Origin of the sequence: Thalassobaculum fulvum, assembly GCF_014652915.1 — a bacterium.
In the GTDB taxonomy this organism is placed as follows: Bacteria; Pseudomonadota; Alphaproteobacteria; order Thalassobaculales; family Thalassobaculaceae; genus Thalassobaculum_A; species Thalassobaculum_A fulvum.
The window spans coordinates 66,216-82,154 of sequence record NZ_BMZS01000006.1 but is presented as its reverse complement, the minus strand read 5'-3'; the positions used below and the strand labels follow the sequence as shown (position 1 = coordinate 82,154).

The following is a 15,939-nucleotide window of genomic DNA, read 5'->3' as shown; positions in this document are numbered from 1 at the left end:
GTCCGCCGCCATGACGCTGTTCGATCTCGCCATGCCGGCGATGCGCTGCCTCGACCCGGAGACCGCGCATCGCCTCACGGTCCGCACCCTCGCCGCCGGCTTCGGCCCGGTCGACCGCTCGCCGGTCCCGGCCGGTCTCGGCCAGCGGGTGTTCGGCCTGGATTTCCCGCACCCGGTCTGCCTGGCCGCCGGCTTCGACAAGTCGGCCGAGTGCTGGCGGGCACTGCTGCGGCTCGGCGTCGGGGCGGTCGAGGTCGGCACCGTCACGCCGCGCCCGCAGGCCGGCAACCCGCGTCCCCGGCTGTTCCGGCTGCCGCAGGACCGGGCGGTGATCAACCGCAACGGCTTCAACAACGACGGGCTGGAGGCGGCGGCCGCGCGGCTCGCCCGGCGCGACCCGCGGTCCGGCATCGTCGGCATCAACATCGGCGCCAACAAGGACACCGCCGACCCGGTGGACGACTACGCCTACGGCATGCGGATGCTGGCGCCGCTGGCCGACTACGTGACCATCAACGTGTCCTCGCCCAACACCCCCGGCCTGCGCGACCTGCAGGGCGAGGGCCAGCTCGGCCGGCTGCTGACCGCGGCCCTGCAGGCCCGCGGCGAGGCGTGCGGCGAGACCGCCCCGCCGGTGCTGCTGAAGATCGCCCCCGACCTCGCCGACGGCCAGCTCGAGGCGATCGTCGGCACCGCGGTGGAGCGCGGCGTCGACGGGCTGATCGTCTCGAACACCACGATCGCCCGGCCCGAGTCGCTGCAAAGCGCCGCCCGCGGCGAGGCCGGCGGCCTGAGCGGCCGGCCGCTGTTCGCGCCGTCGACCCGGGTGTTGGCCCGCGCCTACCGGGCCGCCGCCGGCCGGCTGCCGCTGGTCGGGGTCGGCGGGATCGAGGACGGGGCGACCGCCTATGCCAAGATCCGGGCCGGCGCCCGACTGGTGCAGCTGTACACGGCGCTGGTGTATAAGGGACCGGGGCTGTTCCACCGGATCCGCGACGAGCTCGCGGGGCTGATGGCGGCGGACGGCCTTGCGCGGATCGAGGACGCGGTCGGCCTGGACGCCGAGCGGCTCGCCCACGACTAGGAGCATCGCCATTCTCGGCCACGTCCTGATCGCCGTCGTCTATCTGGCCCTGGCCGCCGCCGGCGGTGCCGGTGCTGCGTGGCTGGAACTGGCGCCGGCGGCCGAGACCGGGATCGGCCTCGCCGCGGTCGCGGTCGTGCTGCACGCCGTCGTCGCCCAGCGCCTGCGGATGCGGGCGCTGGAGGCGCGGATCCGCACGCTGGTCCGCGACGTCGACACCCTGCACGACGAGGCCGAGGCGACCCGGGCCGAGCTCGACACGCTGCGGGTCCGGCTCGACGACATGCCGGACGCCGAGCGGCTGTCGTCGGAGCTCAAGGTCCTGGGCGGCCTGCTGCGCCAGCTGTCGGAGAAGAAGCAGGCGGCGGTCGCCGGCAAGGTGATCGCCGGCCCCGAGGGCAGGCCGGCCGGCGGGGCCGAGATCAGGCACGCGACCGCCCCGACCGTGGTGCTTGGCGAGGCCCAGCTGCTGGAGGCGGTCGAGCGCGGGCTGCGCGAGGAGAAGGTCGAGCTGTACCTGCAGCCGGTGGTCAGCCTGCCGCAGCGCAAGCGCCGGTTCTACGAGTGCTATTCGCGGATCGTCACCGAGGACGGCAAGCTGATCACGCCGGAGCAGTACATCCCGGTGGCCGAGCGCGCCGGCCTGGTGGCGGCGATCGACAACCTGCTGCTGGTGCGCTGCGTACAGCTGGTGCGCCGGGCGCGCCGCGACCAGCCGGACGTCGGTTTCTTCTGCAACATCTCCAGCCACTCCCTGGCCGACGCCGACTTCTTCCAGGACTTCATCGCGTTCATGGCCGAGAACCGGCAGCTCGCGGAGACCCTGATCTTCGAGTTCGACCAGGCCAGCATCGCCGCCGGCGACTACGTCACCCGCATGAACCTGGAGCGGCTGCGCGGCTGCGGCTACCGGTTCTCGATGGACCAGGTCACCGACATGGACCTCGACCTGGAGGACCTGGCCGGCCAGGGCTTCCGCTACATCAAGGTCGGCGCCCACATGCTGCACGAGCTGGCGCGCGGCGACGATCCGGTGCTGGACATGCGGGCGCTGAAGGGCGCGCTCGACCGCAACGCCATGGACCTGATCGTCGAGAAGATCGAGAGCGAGGACATGCTGCTCGACATGCTGGAGCTGCGCGTCGACTTCGGTCAGGGATACCTGTTCGGGGAGCCGCGACCGCTGGCCGGTGCGCGTTGACCCGCTGTCCGCCGATACACCGAGAGGGTTGAATGTTCGACAGGATCGACGGTCTGGCGGCGATCGCCGACCGCTATGACGGCTATGTCTTCGACGTCTGGGGCACGCTGTACGACGGCGGTGCGGCCTACCCGCAGGCGGTCGAGGTGCTGGAGCGTCTGGCCGCCGCCGGCAAGCCGGTGGTCGTGCTGTCGAACTCGCCGCGTCCGGCCGCGACGGTCGCCGAGCGTCTCCGGGGCATCGGCATTCCGGCCTCGATGTATCGCGAGGTCATCACCTCCGGCGGCGAGAGCCACCGCTATCTGCGCGACCGCCCGGACGCCTTCCACGCCGGCCTCGGCCCGCTCGCCTACGGCTTCGACCCCGGCCGCTTCCCGCACATCCTGCCCGGCACCGGCTTCGAGTCGACCGCCGACCTGGAGGCCGCCGACTGGATCCTGAACGCCGGCCCGGCCAGCGGCCTGCACGCGGTCGCCGACTACGAGGCGGCCTTGCGGCGCGGGGTCGAGCGCGGGCTGGCGATGATCTGCGCCAACCCGGACAAGGTGGTGATCGAGCAGGGCGTGCGGCTGATCCATGCCGGCGCGCTGGCCGAGCGCTACGAGGAACTGGGCGGGTTCGTGCACTATCACGGCAAGCCGCACGCGCCGGTGTTCGAGCGCTCGGTCGCGGTGCTCGGCGTGGCGCCCGAGCGGGTGCTGGTGGTCGGCGACAACCGGGCGACCGACGTCGCCGGAGCGGTGGCGGCCGGCATCGATTCGCTGCTGCTGGCGGACGGCGTGCACGGCGACGTCCTGCTGGTCGACGGACAGCTCGCCGACGACCGCCTGCGGGGCTTCCTGGCGACGCCGGGTCCGCTGCCGCGCTGGGTCGCCGATCGCCTCGCCTGGTAGGCCGGGTGCCGCAGGGCGGGCGACCGCGATCAGGCGGCCTCGCGCAGCTGCTCGCCGGCGCTGAACACGTCGAGGGCCATTGCCAGGTGCCCGGCCCCGTCCGGCCGGCCGGCGGCGTGGTGGTTGCCGATCGCCTCCGCGAGGCCGCGGAAGTAGAGCAGCAGGAACACGCGAAGCGCGGACGACATCGACGATCGCACCCGCCGCCGGTCGACCTCGGTGCACAGCGCATCGATGTCGATCGCCTCGCGCTGGCAGACATCCGACAGGCCGAGCCAGACATGCCCCTCGAGGCTGACGCTGGTCCGGCGCTCGCCGATGGTCACGTTCCGGCGCAGCCGGTGGCGGTTCTTGCCGTCGCTGTTCAGGTCCGCCTCCTGCATGGAACACAGTCGTGGAATCCGGGCCGCCGCTGCCGTGGCTCGGGCGCCGGGTCATGTTAGCCATGTTTCGCCCGGATCGGGAGTCCGGTGGAGAAGGTCGACGGCCGGTGCGAACACTGTCGCCGTCCGGCGTTCTGCTTGTGCCGGCCCGAGTAATGCCATAGAATAATTACTACGTTGAAATCCAAGGGATTTGGGTCATGGCGGGAGAGCTTGAGGGCCAGCTCGACAAGGTCGGCTGGCAGCTGCTTCGGGTTCTGCAGGAGGACGCCCGCCTGTCGTTCAGCGAACTCGGCCGCCGGGTCGGCCTGTCCTCGCCGGCGGTCGCCGAGCGGGTGCGCCGCATGGAGGATTCCGGGATCATCACCGGCTACCGCGCGCTGGTGGAGCCGTCCAAGCTCGGCTACCCGACCACCGCCTTCATCCACCTCAAGGTGACCGGCGAGCACCACAACCGCATCGCCACCATGGCGCACACCCTGGCCGAGGTGCAGGAGTGCCATCACGTCACCGGCCAGGACAGCTACATGATCAAGGTGATCGTGTCGTCGATGGTCCACCTGGAGCACGTGATCGCCCAGCTCCGGACCTACGGCGAGACCACGACCTCGATCGTGCTGTCGTCGCCGGTCAAGGCCAAGATGGTGATGGCCGGGCCGAGCGTCCGGGTCGGGCCGCAGCTGCCGCCGATCGCGTTCGAGAACGCCGGCTGAGCCCTTCGGGGTTTTCTCCCAGACACCTGTCGCCCTGAGGTGCCCGACGAAGTCGGGCCGCGAAGGGCCGGCCTACGCTGCCGAGGCGTCGGAGGCGTGTGACGGGCTGTGTCGGCTGGCGGAGTCTCCGACACCCGGGCGGCCGGCGTCGACCCGAAGCGGACGCTTCGTGGCGACGCCGATTGTCATCCGAACCAGCCCCACTCAGAACTGTTTCAGATGACGAGCCTTTCAGGCCGGAAGCACCGCGACGATCAGTCCGGTCGACGTCAGTGGGGGCATTCGCCGACACGGCCATGAGACGGAAATTGGTAGTGTTTCACTGTCATGGTCATCGACCGCCTCAAATTAGCAATGCCAATCGATGAGGGGTTGCAGCCTCAGTCTGCCCTTCTTACATACAACTCCACGCACGATATCTGTGCGCACGGCAATGTGGAGACCATGGAATGAGCTAACTCCGATCAGTCCGGACTTTTGGAAATCTGTCTCGCGCAGGCGAGGTGTGTCCAAAATCCGGCGAAGGAGAAAGCCATGGTCGACTTTCAGCACTACATTGAGATTGCCGCGCAGCTCGCAAAGCTCGTCGCTTATTGTTTGGTGATTTGGCGTCTTTCTTCGAAGTCGGGGGCGAGAAGGCGCCCCTGATTTAGTATTTTAACTCATGGCTGGCGACCAATGCGTCATCCGCACGACGCGTACCATCCTTCACTGCTTTCCGTTCGTTTCTAGCCGAGAGTATTAGACTCGAAGTGGTCATGGTGGGGTAGCTATCAAGTGTGGGTCCCGCCTCCAGACACTCTCCGAATTAGAGTGGAATATCTGGTTCGGGATCGGAATCTCTGTAAGCAACATCTTCGGTTCTGTCCGTTCCGTGAGATTCGTCTTCCCGCATTTCCCAGGATTCCGCAATTCCTGTCCAATTCGGCGGCGCCCCTTCCTGACCGAGCCACGTCTTCCAGAAGTGGGGGTCATCGGAACGCGGGCGCTGCGTCTTTTGAAGGTCGCGAACACGAACGAGAACGGGTGTGGGGACGGCCCATCCGAGAAGGATTGCTTGCTGTGAAGGCAGTGTTGGAAGTTCGCCGAGAAGCCCACCCAGGGCGTCGGGGACAAGACGGCGTACAAGATTCTGATCAACGTCGTTGACGATGCGGTGTAGCAAGAATGAATTGCACTGCGCCAAAACGGTCGGCGAGAGTTCGGACGGGCGCTGCGAAGCCAGCACCAATCCAAGACCAAATTTTCGGCCCTCTCTGGCTATCCGCTCAAAAGTCTGTCGGCACAAATCGGCGGCCTGCGCGCTCGCGCCAACGTCCGCGTCCTTACGCACGAAGCTGTGCGCTTCCTCAAGCACCAGCACGGTCGGAAGGGCCTTGTTCGTCTCTTTGATGTGACGCTGTAGGGCCTCGAATATCAGCCGGGAGATAACAGCTACGGCAATATGAACAACATCCGAAGGCACGAGTGAGAGATCAAGTATCGCGAGCGGCTCGGGAGAGCCTTTGCTGGGGCCAAGCAGGGCTGCGAGCCATTCGCCGAGGGATGTCGCACCGGCGGTATCGATGACCGGCCGGAGCCCGGCATCGCCAAGCATAACCTGTACACGGTTGATCAGTGGCTCGACATTATTCAGAGCCTGCCCGCCAGTCGCCATCGCAACATCGTGTATACGGTCGGGAAGCGCCGAAACGTCAAACCGGACCGGCGCGTCTTCACTGATCTCACCGTGAGTGACAGTGATCGGAAATACATCGGTGATCGTTCGTAGTGCCGTGAGAACGGTTTGAAGGTCACCGGGCTGGAAGTCGTTGTACCCGGATGAGTTCGCAGAGGTCCAATGGCGCGATGCGCGTACAGTTTCGATAGGAGCACGAATTACTATGACGGCGGCGGCAAGATCAGCAGCGTCCTTGCCGTACGTAGCAAGTGTTGTTTCATCCGATTGGATGAGGCCAAGCAGTCCTTCTAGTAGGGACCCGAAGTCACGGTTGCGCGGAAAGCCGGCAACGCTCTGAGGTAGGTCCGCGTAGAGTTGTTCGACCTGCCTGACATACCCTGTGTAACGCCTAATCACCTGCGCACGCGCGGTCATGGCTGACGAACCGGCATTGCGCAATTGGCGCAGCGCCCTCAGCAATATCGGGCGCTGAACGCCGGGCTGTGCGGATGTGAATGCCGCCCACTCCTGTCCGTTCCACAACCAGCCCGGCACGGTCAGCGGATTCGCGCCGTCTTTGCCGCCGACAGAGAACCGCCTGACAGGTAGGGTGCGATCACTAAACGCCTGAGAGTACTCGCCATTGGGGTCGAGAACTATGAACCGGGCGTTGGCTGGCTGTACTTGTGCGCCCTCCTGAAATACTGCTTGTGCCGCAGCGGCTGCACTTTCAAGAGACCAGCGGACAATGCCGGCGACGGAGCAGGACTTTCCACTGCCGGTATTACCGAGCACAGCAAGATGACGGCCAAAAAGCTTGTCGGGATGCACCCACACACGGGCATTACCGGCAAATGGCGCGGTGCCGATCTGGATCAGCCGGTCGTCGGTCTTGGCTTCAACAATAGAGCGTAGCTGTGTTGCAGTTGGAAGAAGTACCGGGTCTCCAACGGACGGCAATACCGGAACGCCCCGTTCCAGGGCATAGAGCGGCTGGCTGTCGCCGTCATTTCCTTCGCGCAAAAGAGTGCCGAACGGAATGGCGATGACGGTTCGGTCGGGATATGGAAGGTCCACAAGGGTGTCGTCGTGCCTTACTGAAGCTGGCTTCGCGCGCACGATGGAAATTTCCTTGATCACCGCAACGACCGCGCCGGTCTCATTCGGTATCAACATATAGGCGTTGACGCGCGGAAAGCCGGTAGGCGTCCCGGTATTGAGCGCTGTTGCCTGCGGCGTCTCGTTGAAAAGAGCTATGCGCAGCGCTTCGGCGGTGACGGTTTCAACGCGGCCTATCGAGAGCGTGCCGATGCGTTCGACAATTGTGGTCATGGTGAGCCACCGTCTTCACTCGGCTCTTTGGTCGTGATCTTGCCGCGCCGCTCCACAAGTTCGCTCATGCGGATCGTGAGCGGATCGATAGCCGGTTTCGGCAGATAGTGTTCAACCAGCGTCCGGATATCGCCGAAATGTTTGCCAATCAGCAGTGTGAGCTGCTGCGGCCTGCCGATACGAGAAACGAACGATGCGATCCGTTCATGCGGTTTCTGACCCCAGGCCAGAATTACGAGATGCGTGGACGGAATCGTGAGCATGTCCGCGATGACCCTGTTGATATGGTCATCCCCAAAACCGTATCCATAGGTAACGAGCACGTTGTTGGGCCGGCATATTGACGACGAGAAATCGCGGAATAGGTCGGCATAGGGATAGGCCGCAGTCTCAACGTCCTTGACTGCGTTGGGATAGATCATCACCGAACTCCGCGGGCTACTCGGCACCGCTGGATGCCCGGCATCGGCCCCGAAAGGTAGACCGATCCGATACAATCGCGGCTTGTCATATCGCCAGTCGAGCGAGCCGTGAAGCTTGGTCAGATGTATGACGCCTTCCAGGTGGCGCGGCTCGCCTCGTATTCCCGGCGGCGTGTAGTGCATGTCCACATGCAGTCGCGAAGACCTAAATTCCGGCTCAAGCGCGCCGGTGAAGCGGTCGATGATACGCAGCCCGGCATAATCACAGCCGCGTTCAATAAGGCGATCGTAGTTGGTCGTGAAAATGTGCAGCCGTTCCCTCGAAGCGGCCCTGCTGGCAAAGCTCATTAAGAACGAAACAAGGATTTCCCTGGCTAGCGGTCCGCCGCCGGTAGGCTCGTCATCGATACCGTCGCTGATGCTTTTTTCTGTAGCCAGAACATCCTTGATAAATCCACCGAGTACGTTGTCGATCGCCGCCTCCCACGCAGCGACATCCGTATGTTCGAGAATCTGCAAACCTGCAAGAAGGGCAAGTGCCGCCGAAAGTTGGTCCTCAATGTTGGCACTGCCTCTTCCCATGGCATCTGCCAGCTTTTTAGCACGAGCTGCCACCTTGTCTTCATTCGGGCATCCGCCAAAACCGGAACCGGCCATGCTTGTTGGGGCGCCGCCTGCGTGATTGGCTATGCCAGTCGTGAAGCCATTTCCGAGCAGAAGCGAGAGGTGCTCCGCCTGAAATACTGCGGACAGCCAAGGCTCAATCCGCTTCCGCCAAGCGCCGACTTCACTGGCTGGATCGTCGGGCGCTTCTGTCTCACCCCCAATATGAACGATGTGGTCATGGGCCCATTGCATCAGACAGACCTCAAATGTCGGAAACACACTCTGCTACCGAGGGTAGACTAGGTGCTATCGACTGCAGTGGATAGGTCTGCCCATTTAGCGAAACGAAGCTCTAGGCACGAAGCAGCGAACGGCCGCTCCCCACCCTGAAGAGCCGGATGCTCTATTCGCTCGGCGGTGGCCCTTCGGGCACCTCAGGACGACAGGGAACGGGGCCGGGCGCCGCCGCCCGTCAATCCTTGCGGACGTCGAGCACCGTGCCGCCGGTCATCGCCTGGAGGTCGGCCGGGGTCAGCTCGAACACCGCGTTCGGCGTGCCGGCCGCGCACCAGATCCGCTCCAGCGCCATCAGGTCGGCATCCAGGTAGACCGCCGGCTGCACGGCGTGTCCGATCGGCGCCACCCCGCCGATCGCGAAGCCGGTCGAGGCGCGCACGAACTCGGGGTCGGCGCGGCCGATCTTCTCGCCGAGTGCCGCGGCGATCTTCTTCTCGTCGACCCGGTTCACGCCGCTGGCCACCACCAGCACCGGCCGGCCGCTCTGCTTGGCCTGGAACACCAGCGACTTGCCGATCTGCGCCACCGTGCAGCCGCAGGCCGCGGCCGCGTCGGCGGAGGTCCGCGTGGAATCCGGCATCTCGACGACCGTCAGGTCGAACCCGCCTTCGGCGAGCAGGTCCTGCACGCGCTGGGCACTCGGCTTCAGGGGCATGGGTGGGGCTCCGGTTGCGTTGCGCCGCTCTAGCCCAGTCTCGGCCCGCTGGCAATCGGTGCGGCCGCCGCCGCCGATGCACCCCCGTCAGTCGGCGGTCACCCAGTCCCGGGCGGCGTCGCTTTCGGCCAGGGAGAAGATCCTGATGTCGATCGGAATCAGGAAGCCGATCGCGCTCATGGTGTGCCGGATCCACTCGGTGTCGGTGACGACGGCGACCCGGTTCCAGCGGGTCAGATGCTCGACGCCGACCCGGAAGTCCTCCCACATCGCGCCGGGCTCGAACCCGGTGCAGTCGGGGCCGATGCGGTACAGCAGCCGGACCTTCCGGTGTCGCTCCAGCGCCTTCTCGACCGCCGGGATCAGCACCGAACGGTAGTCCTCCGCACTGATGACGCCCTTGCCGGCGATCGCCACGACGTCGTCCGGATAGCCTTGCAGGATCTCGATCACGTCTGTCTCCTCAGCGCTACGGCCCCCGTCGGACAGGTGGGTCGCACGCTACGGAGCGCCACCCGTCGGCGCGTTGATCGACATCAACGCGCGAGCGGGGCCGGTCCCCGACACTCGTCGACGTTGCGAGCCACGACCGAGGGAGGCGTGAGCGTCCGATGCAGTGGGAACCGATCCACAAGAAGAACGGGACCGGCCCGGTTGCCCCCAATCTCGGCGACTACGATCGCGTCCGGAGCGAGTTCAGCTGGGTGAGCGCTCGCGCCGCGCTCGACGGGTTGCCGGGCGGCGATGGGCTGAACATCGCGCACGAGGCGGTCGACCGGCATGCCGCGGGACCGCGGGCCGGCCACACCGCCATCCGCTGGATCGCCAGGTCGGGGGCCGTCCGCGACATCAGCTACGCGGAGCTGCGTACCCTCACCAGCCGGTTCGCGAACGCGCTGAAGGGCCTCGGCGTCGCGAAGGGCGAGCGGGTGTTCGCGCTCGCCGGGCGGGTGCCGGAACTGTACGTCGCCGCCCTCGGCACCTTGAAGGCCGGCAGCGTGTTCTGCCCGCTGTTCTCGGCGTTCGGGCCGGAGCCGATCAAGTCGCGGATGACCCTCGGCTCGGCCCGGGTGCTGGTGACCACCACGGCGCTGTACCGCCGCAAGGTCGAGCCGATGCGGGCCGAGCTGCCGGAGCTGCGGCACGTGATCCTGATCGACGGCGACGGCAGCGTTCCGGGCACCCTCGGCTTCGCGGCGCTGACCGCCGATGCCGGCGACGCCTTCGCGATCGCGCCGACCGACCCCGAGGACATGGCGCTGCTGCACTTCACCAGCGGCACCACCGGCCGCCCGAAGGGCGCGATCCACGTCCACGGCGCCATCGTCGCCCACCACGCGACCGCCCGGCTGGCGCTCGACCTGCATCCCGAGGACGTGTTCTGGTGCACCGCCGATCCCGGCTGGGTCACCGGCACCTCCTACGGGATCATCGGTCCGCTGTCGGTCGGCGTCACCCTGCTGGTCGACGAGGAGGAGTTCGACGCCGAGCGCTGGTACCGCACCCTGCAGGACCAGAAGGTGACGGTCTGGTACACCGCGCCGACCGCGATCCGCATGATGATGAAGCTCGGGATCGAGCCGATCCGCGGCTTCGACACCTCCAGCCTGCGGTTCCTGGCCAGCGTCGGCGAGCCGCTGAACCCGGAAGGCGTGGTCTGGGGCGTGGAGGCGTTCGGCCTGCCGTTCCACGACAACTGGTGGCAGACCGAGACCGGCGGAATCATGATCGCCAACTACGCCGCCATGGACATCCGGCCCGGCTCGATGGGCAAGCCGCTGCCAGGCATCGAAGCGGCGGTCGTCGAACGCCTGGACGACGGCGGCGTGCGGGTGATCGACGAGCCCGACCGCGAGGGCGAACTGGCCCTGCGGCCCGGCTGGCCGTCGATGTTCCGCGGCTATCTGAACGAGGAGGAGCGCTACGCCAAGTGCTTCGCCGGCGGCTGGTACCTGTCGGGCGACCTGGCCCGCCGCGACGCCGACGGCTACTTCTGGTTCGTCGGCCGGGCCGACGACGTGATCAAGTCGGCCGGCCACCTGATCGGCCCGTTCGAGGTCGAGAGCGCGCTGATGGAGCACCCGGCGGTCGCCGAGGCCGGCGTGATCGGCAAGCCCGACCCGGTCGCGATGGAGGTGGTCAAGGCGTTCGTCGCGCTGAAGCCCGGCTTCGAGGCCGGCGAGCCGCTGCGCCGGGAGCTGCTGGGGCACTGTCGCAAGCGGCTCGGCGCCGCCGTCGCCCCGCGCGAGATCGACTTCCTGAAGGACCTGCCCCGGACCCGCAGCGGCAAGATCATGCGCCGGCTGCTGAAGGCGCGCGAGCTCGGCCTGCCCGAGGGCGACACCTCGACCCTGGAGAGCGGCACATGACCCCGACCGAGGCCACGAACGACGACCGGCCGGCGCTGCCGGAGCGGGCGCAGGCCCTCGACCTGCTGCGCGGCATGATCCGCATCCGCCGGTTCGAGGAGAAGTGCGCCGAGCTGTACAGCGCCATGAAGATCCGCGGCTTCCTGCACCTGTGCATCGGCGAGGAGGCGATCCCGGTCGGCGTGATGCCGACGCTGGTGCCGGAGGACGCGATCGTCGCGACCTACCGCGAGCACGGCCACGCGCTCGCCCGCGGCATGCCGATGGGCGCGGTGATGGCCGAGATGTACGGCAAGGCGGGCGGCTGCAGCCGCGGCCGCGGCGGCTCCATGCACCTGTTCGACGCGGCCACGCGGTTCTACGGCGGCAACGCCATCGTCGGCGGCGGCCTGCCGCTGGCGGTCGGGCTGGCGCTGGCCGAGAGAATGCAGGGCCGGCCCAACGTCGCCGCCTGCTTCTTCGGCGAAGGCGCGGTCGCCGAGGGCGAGTTCCACGAATCCATGAACCTGGCGGCGCTGTGGAACCTGCCGGTGCTGTTCCTGTGCGAGAACAACCTCTACGCCATGGGAACGGCGTTGCAGCTCTCCGAGTCGAACACCGACATCCATGCGAAGGCGGCCAGCTACGGCATGACGTCGGAGGCGGTCGACGCCATGGACGTGCTGGCGGTCGGGGCGGCGGCGCGGCGCGCGACCGAGGCGATCCGGGCCGGCGAGGGGCCGTACTTCCTGGAACTGCGGACCTACCGGTTCCGGCCGCACTCGATGTTCGACCCGGAGCTGTACCGGAACAAGGAGGAGGTCGAGGCCTGGAAGCAGCGCGGGCCGATCGTGACGTTCTCGCAGCGGCTGCGGGAGGCGGGGCTGCTCGACGACGCCGCGCTCGCCGGGATCGAGGCCGAGGTCGCCCGCGAGGTCGACGCGGCGGTGGCGTTCGCCGAGGCGAGCGAATGGGAGCCGGTCGGCGACTTGGCCCGCGACGTCTACACCGAGGAGGACGCGGCATGACGGCCCAGACCGCGAACGGCGGGACGATCGCCCTGACCTATCGCGAGGCGGTGCGGGCGGCGCTGCGCGAGGCCCTGGAAGCCGATCCCCGGGTGTTCCTGATGGGCGAGGACGTCGGCCGCTACGGCGGCTGCTACGCCGTCAGCACCGGGCTACTGGCGGAGTTCGGGCCGGAGCGGATCCGCGACACGCCGCTGTCGGAATCCTCGTTCGTCGGCGCCGGCATCGGGGCGGCACTCGGCGGCATGCGGCCGATCGTCGAGATCATGACGGTCAACTTCAGCCTGCTGGCGATCGACCAGATCGTGAACAACGCCGCCACCATCCGGCACATGTCGGGCGGCCAGTTCAGCATCCCGCTGGTCATCCGCATGGCGACCGGCGGCGGCCGGCAGTTGGCCGCCCAGCATTCGCACAGCCTGGAGGGCTGGTACGCCCACATCCCCGGCATCCGGGTGGTGACCCCGGCGACCCTCGAGGACGCCCGCGGCATGCTGGCGTCGGCGCTGGCCTGCCCGGACCCGGTGCTGATCTTCGAGAACGCCCTGCTGTACAACGACAAGGGCGAGATCCCGGCCGATGCCGGGGCGGTCGACATCGACCGGGCGGCGATCCGGCGGCCCGGTCGCGACGTCAGCCTGATCACCTATGGCGGCAGCCTCGGCAAGACCCTGGCGGCGGCGGAAAGCCTCGCCGGACAGGGGGTCGACGCCGAGGTCGTCGACCTGCGGACACTCCGGCCGCTCGACGACGCGACCATCCTCGGCTCGGTGCGCCGGACCCGGCGGGCGGTGATCGTCGACGAGGGCTGGCGCAGCGTCGGCATCGCCGCCGAGATCATGGCGCGGATCATGGAGCAGGCATTCTACGACCTCGACGCCCCGGTCGCCCGGGTGTGCAGCGAGGAGGTGCCGATCCCGTACGCCAAGCACCTGGAGGACGCGGCGCTGCCGCAGACCGACAAGATCATCCGGGCGGTCGAGCATCTGATGGGGAACCATGGCTGAGTTCCGAATGCCGTCGCTCGGCTCCGACATGGAGGCCGGGACCCTGGTCGAGTGGCTGGTGAAGCCGGGCGACACGGTGGCGCGCGGCGACATCGTCGCCGTGGTCGAGACCCAGAAGGGCGCGATCGAGATCGAGACCTTCCAGGCCGGCGTCGTCGACCGGCTGGTGGTCGAGCCCGGCACGGAGGTGCCGGTCGGCACGGTGATCGCGCATATCCGCGGGGAGGGCGAGCCGGCGGCGCCGGCGCCCGAGACACCGACACCCGCGTCCGAGCCGGTGGCACCGAAGGCCGCCAAGCCCCGGAAGCCGGCCGAGCCGACGGCGCCCGCCGCGGCCTCCCGTGCCCGGGTGTCGCCGGCGGCCCGACAGCGGGCGCGGGACCTGGGCGTCGATCTGGAGACGCTGACCGGCACCGGAGCCGACGGCGCGGTCACCCTGGTGGACGTCGAGCGCGCCGGCGCGGCCGCTCCGGCCCCGGTTCCCGCTCCGGCGGCCAAGCCGACCGGTGATGCGGCGGCCGCCATGCGGCGGGCGATCGCCGCGGCGATGGCGCGTTCCAAGCGCGAGATCCCGCATTACTACCTCGCCACCACCATCGACCTGACCCGGGCGCTCGACTGGCTGGAGACCGAGAACCGGCGGCGGCCGGTCGCCGAGCGGCTCCTGTACGGCGCTCTGCTGATCAAGGCCGCGGCCCTGGCGCTGAAGGAGGTGCCCGAGCTCAACGGCTTCTGGCGCGACGACGCGTTCGTGCCGGGAACGGGGATCCACGTCGGCGCGGCGATCGCCCTGCGGCGCGGCGGCCTGGTGGCGCCGGCGATCCGCGACACGGACACCAGGGAACTCGGCGACGTCATGGCGGCGTTCCGGGACCTCGTGCAGCGCGCCCGGACCGGCCGGCTGCGCGCCTCGGAACTGTCGGACCCGACGGTCACGGTGACCAGCCTCGGCGAGAACGGCGTCGAGACCGTGTTCCCGGTGATCTACCCGCCGCAGGTCGCCATCGTCGGCTTCGGCAGCGTCGTGGAACGGCCGTGGTCGGTCGACGGGACGATCGAATCCCGACGGGTGATCAGCGCCAGCCTGGCCGCCGACCATCGGGCCAGCGACGGCCACCGGGGCGCCCTGTACCTGCGCGCGCTCGACCGGCTCCTTCAAACTCCGGAGACACTCGCATGACCGAGGACGAGATCAGGGCGGCGGTGCTGGCGGCGCTGACCGGCGTGGCACCGGACATTGAGGACGAGACGGTCGACCCGGCCACGCCGTTCCGCGACCAGTTCGACTTCGACTCCATGGACCTCCTGAACTTCGCCATCGCCCTTCACCGGAGCCTCGGCGTCGAGATCCCGGAGATCGACTATCCCAAAGTGGCGAGCCTGGAGGGTTGTCTCGGCTACCTTTCGGGGAAGTTGCAGGACGCCTGACGCTCCTGTCGCCAGCAGGGACTGTCACACAACGTCACACTTCGTCTCGAAGGGTTCACACAACAGGCGGTTGTCGTCATCGGCGTGTTACCGGGCTCGACCATGCTTGTCGCATCGGATCAATCAAGACCGATGCGACAGGGATCGGGGTCAGTCATGGGTGCGCACTTCGCTTCGCAGCTTTCCGGCAACGACGGTTTCTCGCCCCTGGCGGTGCGGCCGGGTGCGGCGCGACCGGCCGGCACCCCGGTCCAGCGAGTGGCCGCGGGGACCATCGTGTTCGCCGAGGGCGACGTCGCCGACAGCGTGTTCGAGGTCGTCAGCGGCACCTTGCGTCTTCACAAGGTCATGGTGGACGGCCGGCGGCAGGTGACCGGTTTCGTGTCGGGCGGCCGGCTGCTCGGCGTCGCCCAGAGCGGCGAATGCCTGTGCACCGCCGAAGCGGTGACGCCGGCGGTCCTGCGCCGCCACCCGCGTGCCGCCTTCGAGCGTCGCATCGACGCGGAGCCGGGGCTGGCCCGGCGCATCCTGGCGGAGATGTGCAACGACCTGCGGCGGGCCCAGGACCAGATGCTGCTCCTCGGCCGCAAGTCGGCGGTCGAGAAGGTGGCGAGCTTCCTGCTGAGCCTCGCCGCCGACGAGGACGGGGACTATGCGGACAGCATCGACCTTCCGATGTCGCGTACCGACATCGCGGACTATCTCGGGCTGACCACAGAAACGGTTTCGCGGACCTTCACCAAGCTCCGGAACGACGGCCTGATCGCCCTGCCGTGCCCGGTGAGCGTCGAGTTCCTGGATCTCGACCAGCTGGAGGACCTCGCCACCGGCGGGGCCGACGGCGACGGCTGGGCGCGCCGGCCGGGGATCTGCTGACCCGGC

Annotated in this window: 15 protein-coding genes; 10 read left to right on the top strand and 5 right to left on the bottom strand. The window is 67.9% G+C overall.

The annotated features are described in order from the left end of the window. Positions 1-10 precede the first annotated feature (10 nt). From IE246_RS14050 to IE246_RS14040, 3 genes are read left to right on the top strand one after another with little or no spacing between them, the layout of a single operon-like run. Positions 11-1,084 (top strand): quinone-dependent dihydroorotate dehydrogenase, encoded by a 1,074-nt coding sequence (locus IE246_RS14050; RefSeq protein ID WP_189990666.1) that lies wholly within the window; start codon positions 11-13, stop codon positions 1,082-1,084. Then, the gene (locus tag IE246_RS14045; RefSeq protein ID WP_189990664.1) at positions 1,029-2,285 is read left to right on the top strand and encodes an EAL domain-containing protein; all 1,257 of its coding nucleotides are present in this window, start codon (positions 1,029-1,031) and stop codon (positions 2,283-2,285) included. Before IE246_RS14050 ends, IE246_RS14045 begins: the two co-directional genes overlap by 56 nt. A gap of 32 nt (positions 2,286-2,317) precedes the next feature. Next, positions 2,318-3,178, top strand: a complete 861-nt coding sequence (locus tag IE246_RS14040) for a TIGR01459 family HAD-type hydrolase (RefSeq protein ID WP_189990663.1) — start codon at positions 2,318-2,320, stop codon at positions 3,176-3,178. A gap of 29 nt (positions 3,179-3,207) precedes the next feature. On the opposite strand, the gene IE246_RS14035 is transcribed toward IE246_RS14040, so the two are convergent. Continuing rightward, a complete protein-coding gene (locus IE246_RS14035; RefSeq protein ID WP_189990661.1) occupies positions 3,208-3,561 on the bottom strand; it encodes a ribbon-helix-helix domain-containing protein in 354 nt (117 codons plus the stop codon). Between the two features lie 200 nt (positions 3,562-3,761). On the opposite strand from IE246_RS14035, the gene IE246_RS14030 reads away from it, so the two are divergent. Then, positions 3,762-4,274, top strand: coding sequence for an Lrp/AsnC family transcriptional regulator (locus tag IE246_RS14030; RefSeq protein WP_189990659.1), 513 nt, complete (start codon positions 3,762-3,764; stop codon positions 4,272-4,274). 808 nt (positions 4,275-5,082) lie between these two features. On the opposite strand, the gene IE246_RS14025 is transcribed toward IE246_RS14030, so the two are convergent. The 4 genes from IE246_RS14025 to IE246_RS14010 all read right to left on the bottom strand — a co-directional run bounded on the left by IE246_RS14025 (position 5,083) and on the right by IE246_RS14010 (position 9,699). Then, positions 5,083-7,266 carry an ATP-binding protein gene (locus IE246_RS14025; RefSeq protein WP_189990657.1) on the bottom strand — a complete coding sequence of 728 codons (2,184 nt, stop codon included), beginning with the start codon at positions 7,264-7,266 and terminating at the stop codon, positions 5,083-5,085. Next, entirely contained in the window at positions 7,263-8,546 is a 1,284-nt protein-coding gene (locus tag IE246_RS14020) for an SIR2 family protein (RefSeq protein WP_189990656.1), read from the bottom strand. Before IE246_RS14020 ends, IE246_RS14025 begins: the two co-directional genes overlap by 4 nt. A 220-nt stretch (positions 8,547-8,766) precedes the next feature. Continuing rightward, complete coding sequence (locus IE246_RS14015; RefSeq protein ID WP_189990654.1) at positions 8,767-9,246, bottom strand: YbaK/EbsC family protein; 480 nt, start codon at positions 9,244-9,246, stop codon at positions 8,767-8,769. Between the two features lie 87 nt (positions 9,247-9,333). Then, the gene (locus IE246_RS14010; RefSeq protein ID WP_189990652.1) at positions 9,334-9,699 is read right to left on the bottom strand and encodes a SpoIIAA family protein; all 366 of its coding nucleotides are present in this window, start codon (positions 9,697-9,699) and stop codon (positions 9,334-9,336) included. A 158-nt stretch (positions 9,700-9,857) separates the two neighbouring features. Between IE246_RS14010 and acsA the strand changes: the two genes are divergently transcribed. The 6 genes from acsA (at position 9,858) to IE246_RS13980 (ending at position 15,933) form a co-directional block, all read left to right on the top strand. After that, the gene (gene acsA, locus IE246_RS14005) at positions 9,858-11,615 is read left to right on the top strand and encodes an acetate--CoA ligase (protein ID WP_189990649.1); all 1,758 of its coding nucleotides are present in this window, start codon (positions 9,858-9,860) and stop codon (positions 11,613-11,615) included. Further along, entirely contained in the window at positions 11,612-12,622 is a 1,011-nt protein-coding gene (pdhA, locus tag IE246_RS14000) for a pyruvate dehydrogenase (acetyl-transferring) E1 component subunit alpha (RefSeq protein WP_189990647.1), read from the top strand. The genes acsA and pdhA overlap by 4 nt, the downstream gene beginning before the upstream one ends. After that, positions 12,619-13,629 (top strand): alpha-ketoacid dehydrogenase subunit beta, encoded by a 1,011-nt coding sequence (locus tag IE246_RS13995; protein WP_229837124.1) that lies wholly within the window; start codon positions 12,619-12,621, stop codon positions 13,627-13,629. Before pdhA ends, IE246_RS13995 begins: the two co-directional genes overlap by 4 nt. Beyond that, on the top strand, positions 13,622-14,809 hold the full coding sequence (locus IE246_RS13990; RefSeq protein WP_189990645.1) for a dihydrolipoamide acetyltransferase family protein: 1,188 nt from the start codon (positions 13,622-13,624) through the stop codon (positions 14,807-14,809). Before IE246_RS13995 ends, IE246_RS13990 begins: the two co-directional genes overlap by 8 nt. Then, the gene (locus tag IE246_RS13985; protein ID WP_189990644.1) at positions 14,806-15,057 is read left to right on the top strand and encodes an acyl carrier protein; all 252 of its coding nucleotides are present in this window, start codon (positions 14,806-14,808) and stop codon (positions 15,055-15,057) included. Before IE246_RS13990 ends, IE246_RS13985 begins: the two co-directional genes overlap by 4 nt. Positions 15,058-15,213: 156 nt before the next feature. Continuing rightward, positions 15,214-15,933, top strand: coding sequence for a helix-turn-helix domain-containing protein (locus tag IE246_RS13980; protein WP_189990643.1), 720 nt, complete (start codon positions 15,214-15,216; stop codon positions 15,931-15,933). The last annotated feature ends 6 nt before the right edge of the window (positions 15,934-15,939 follow it).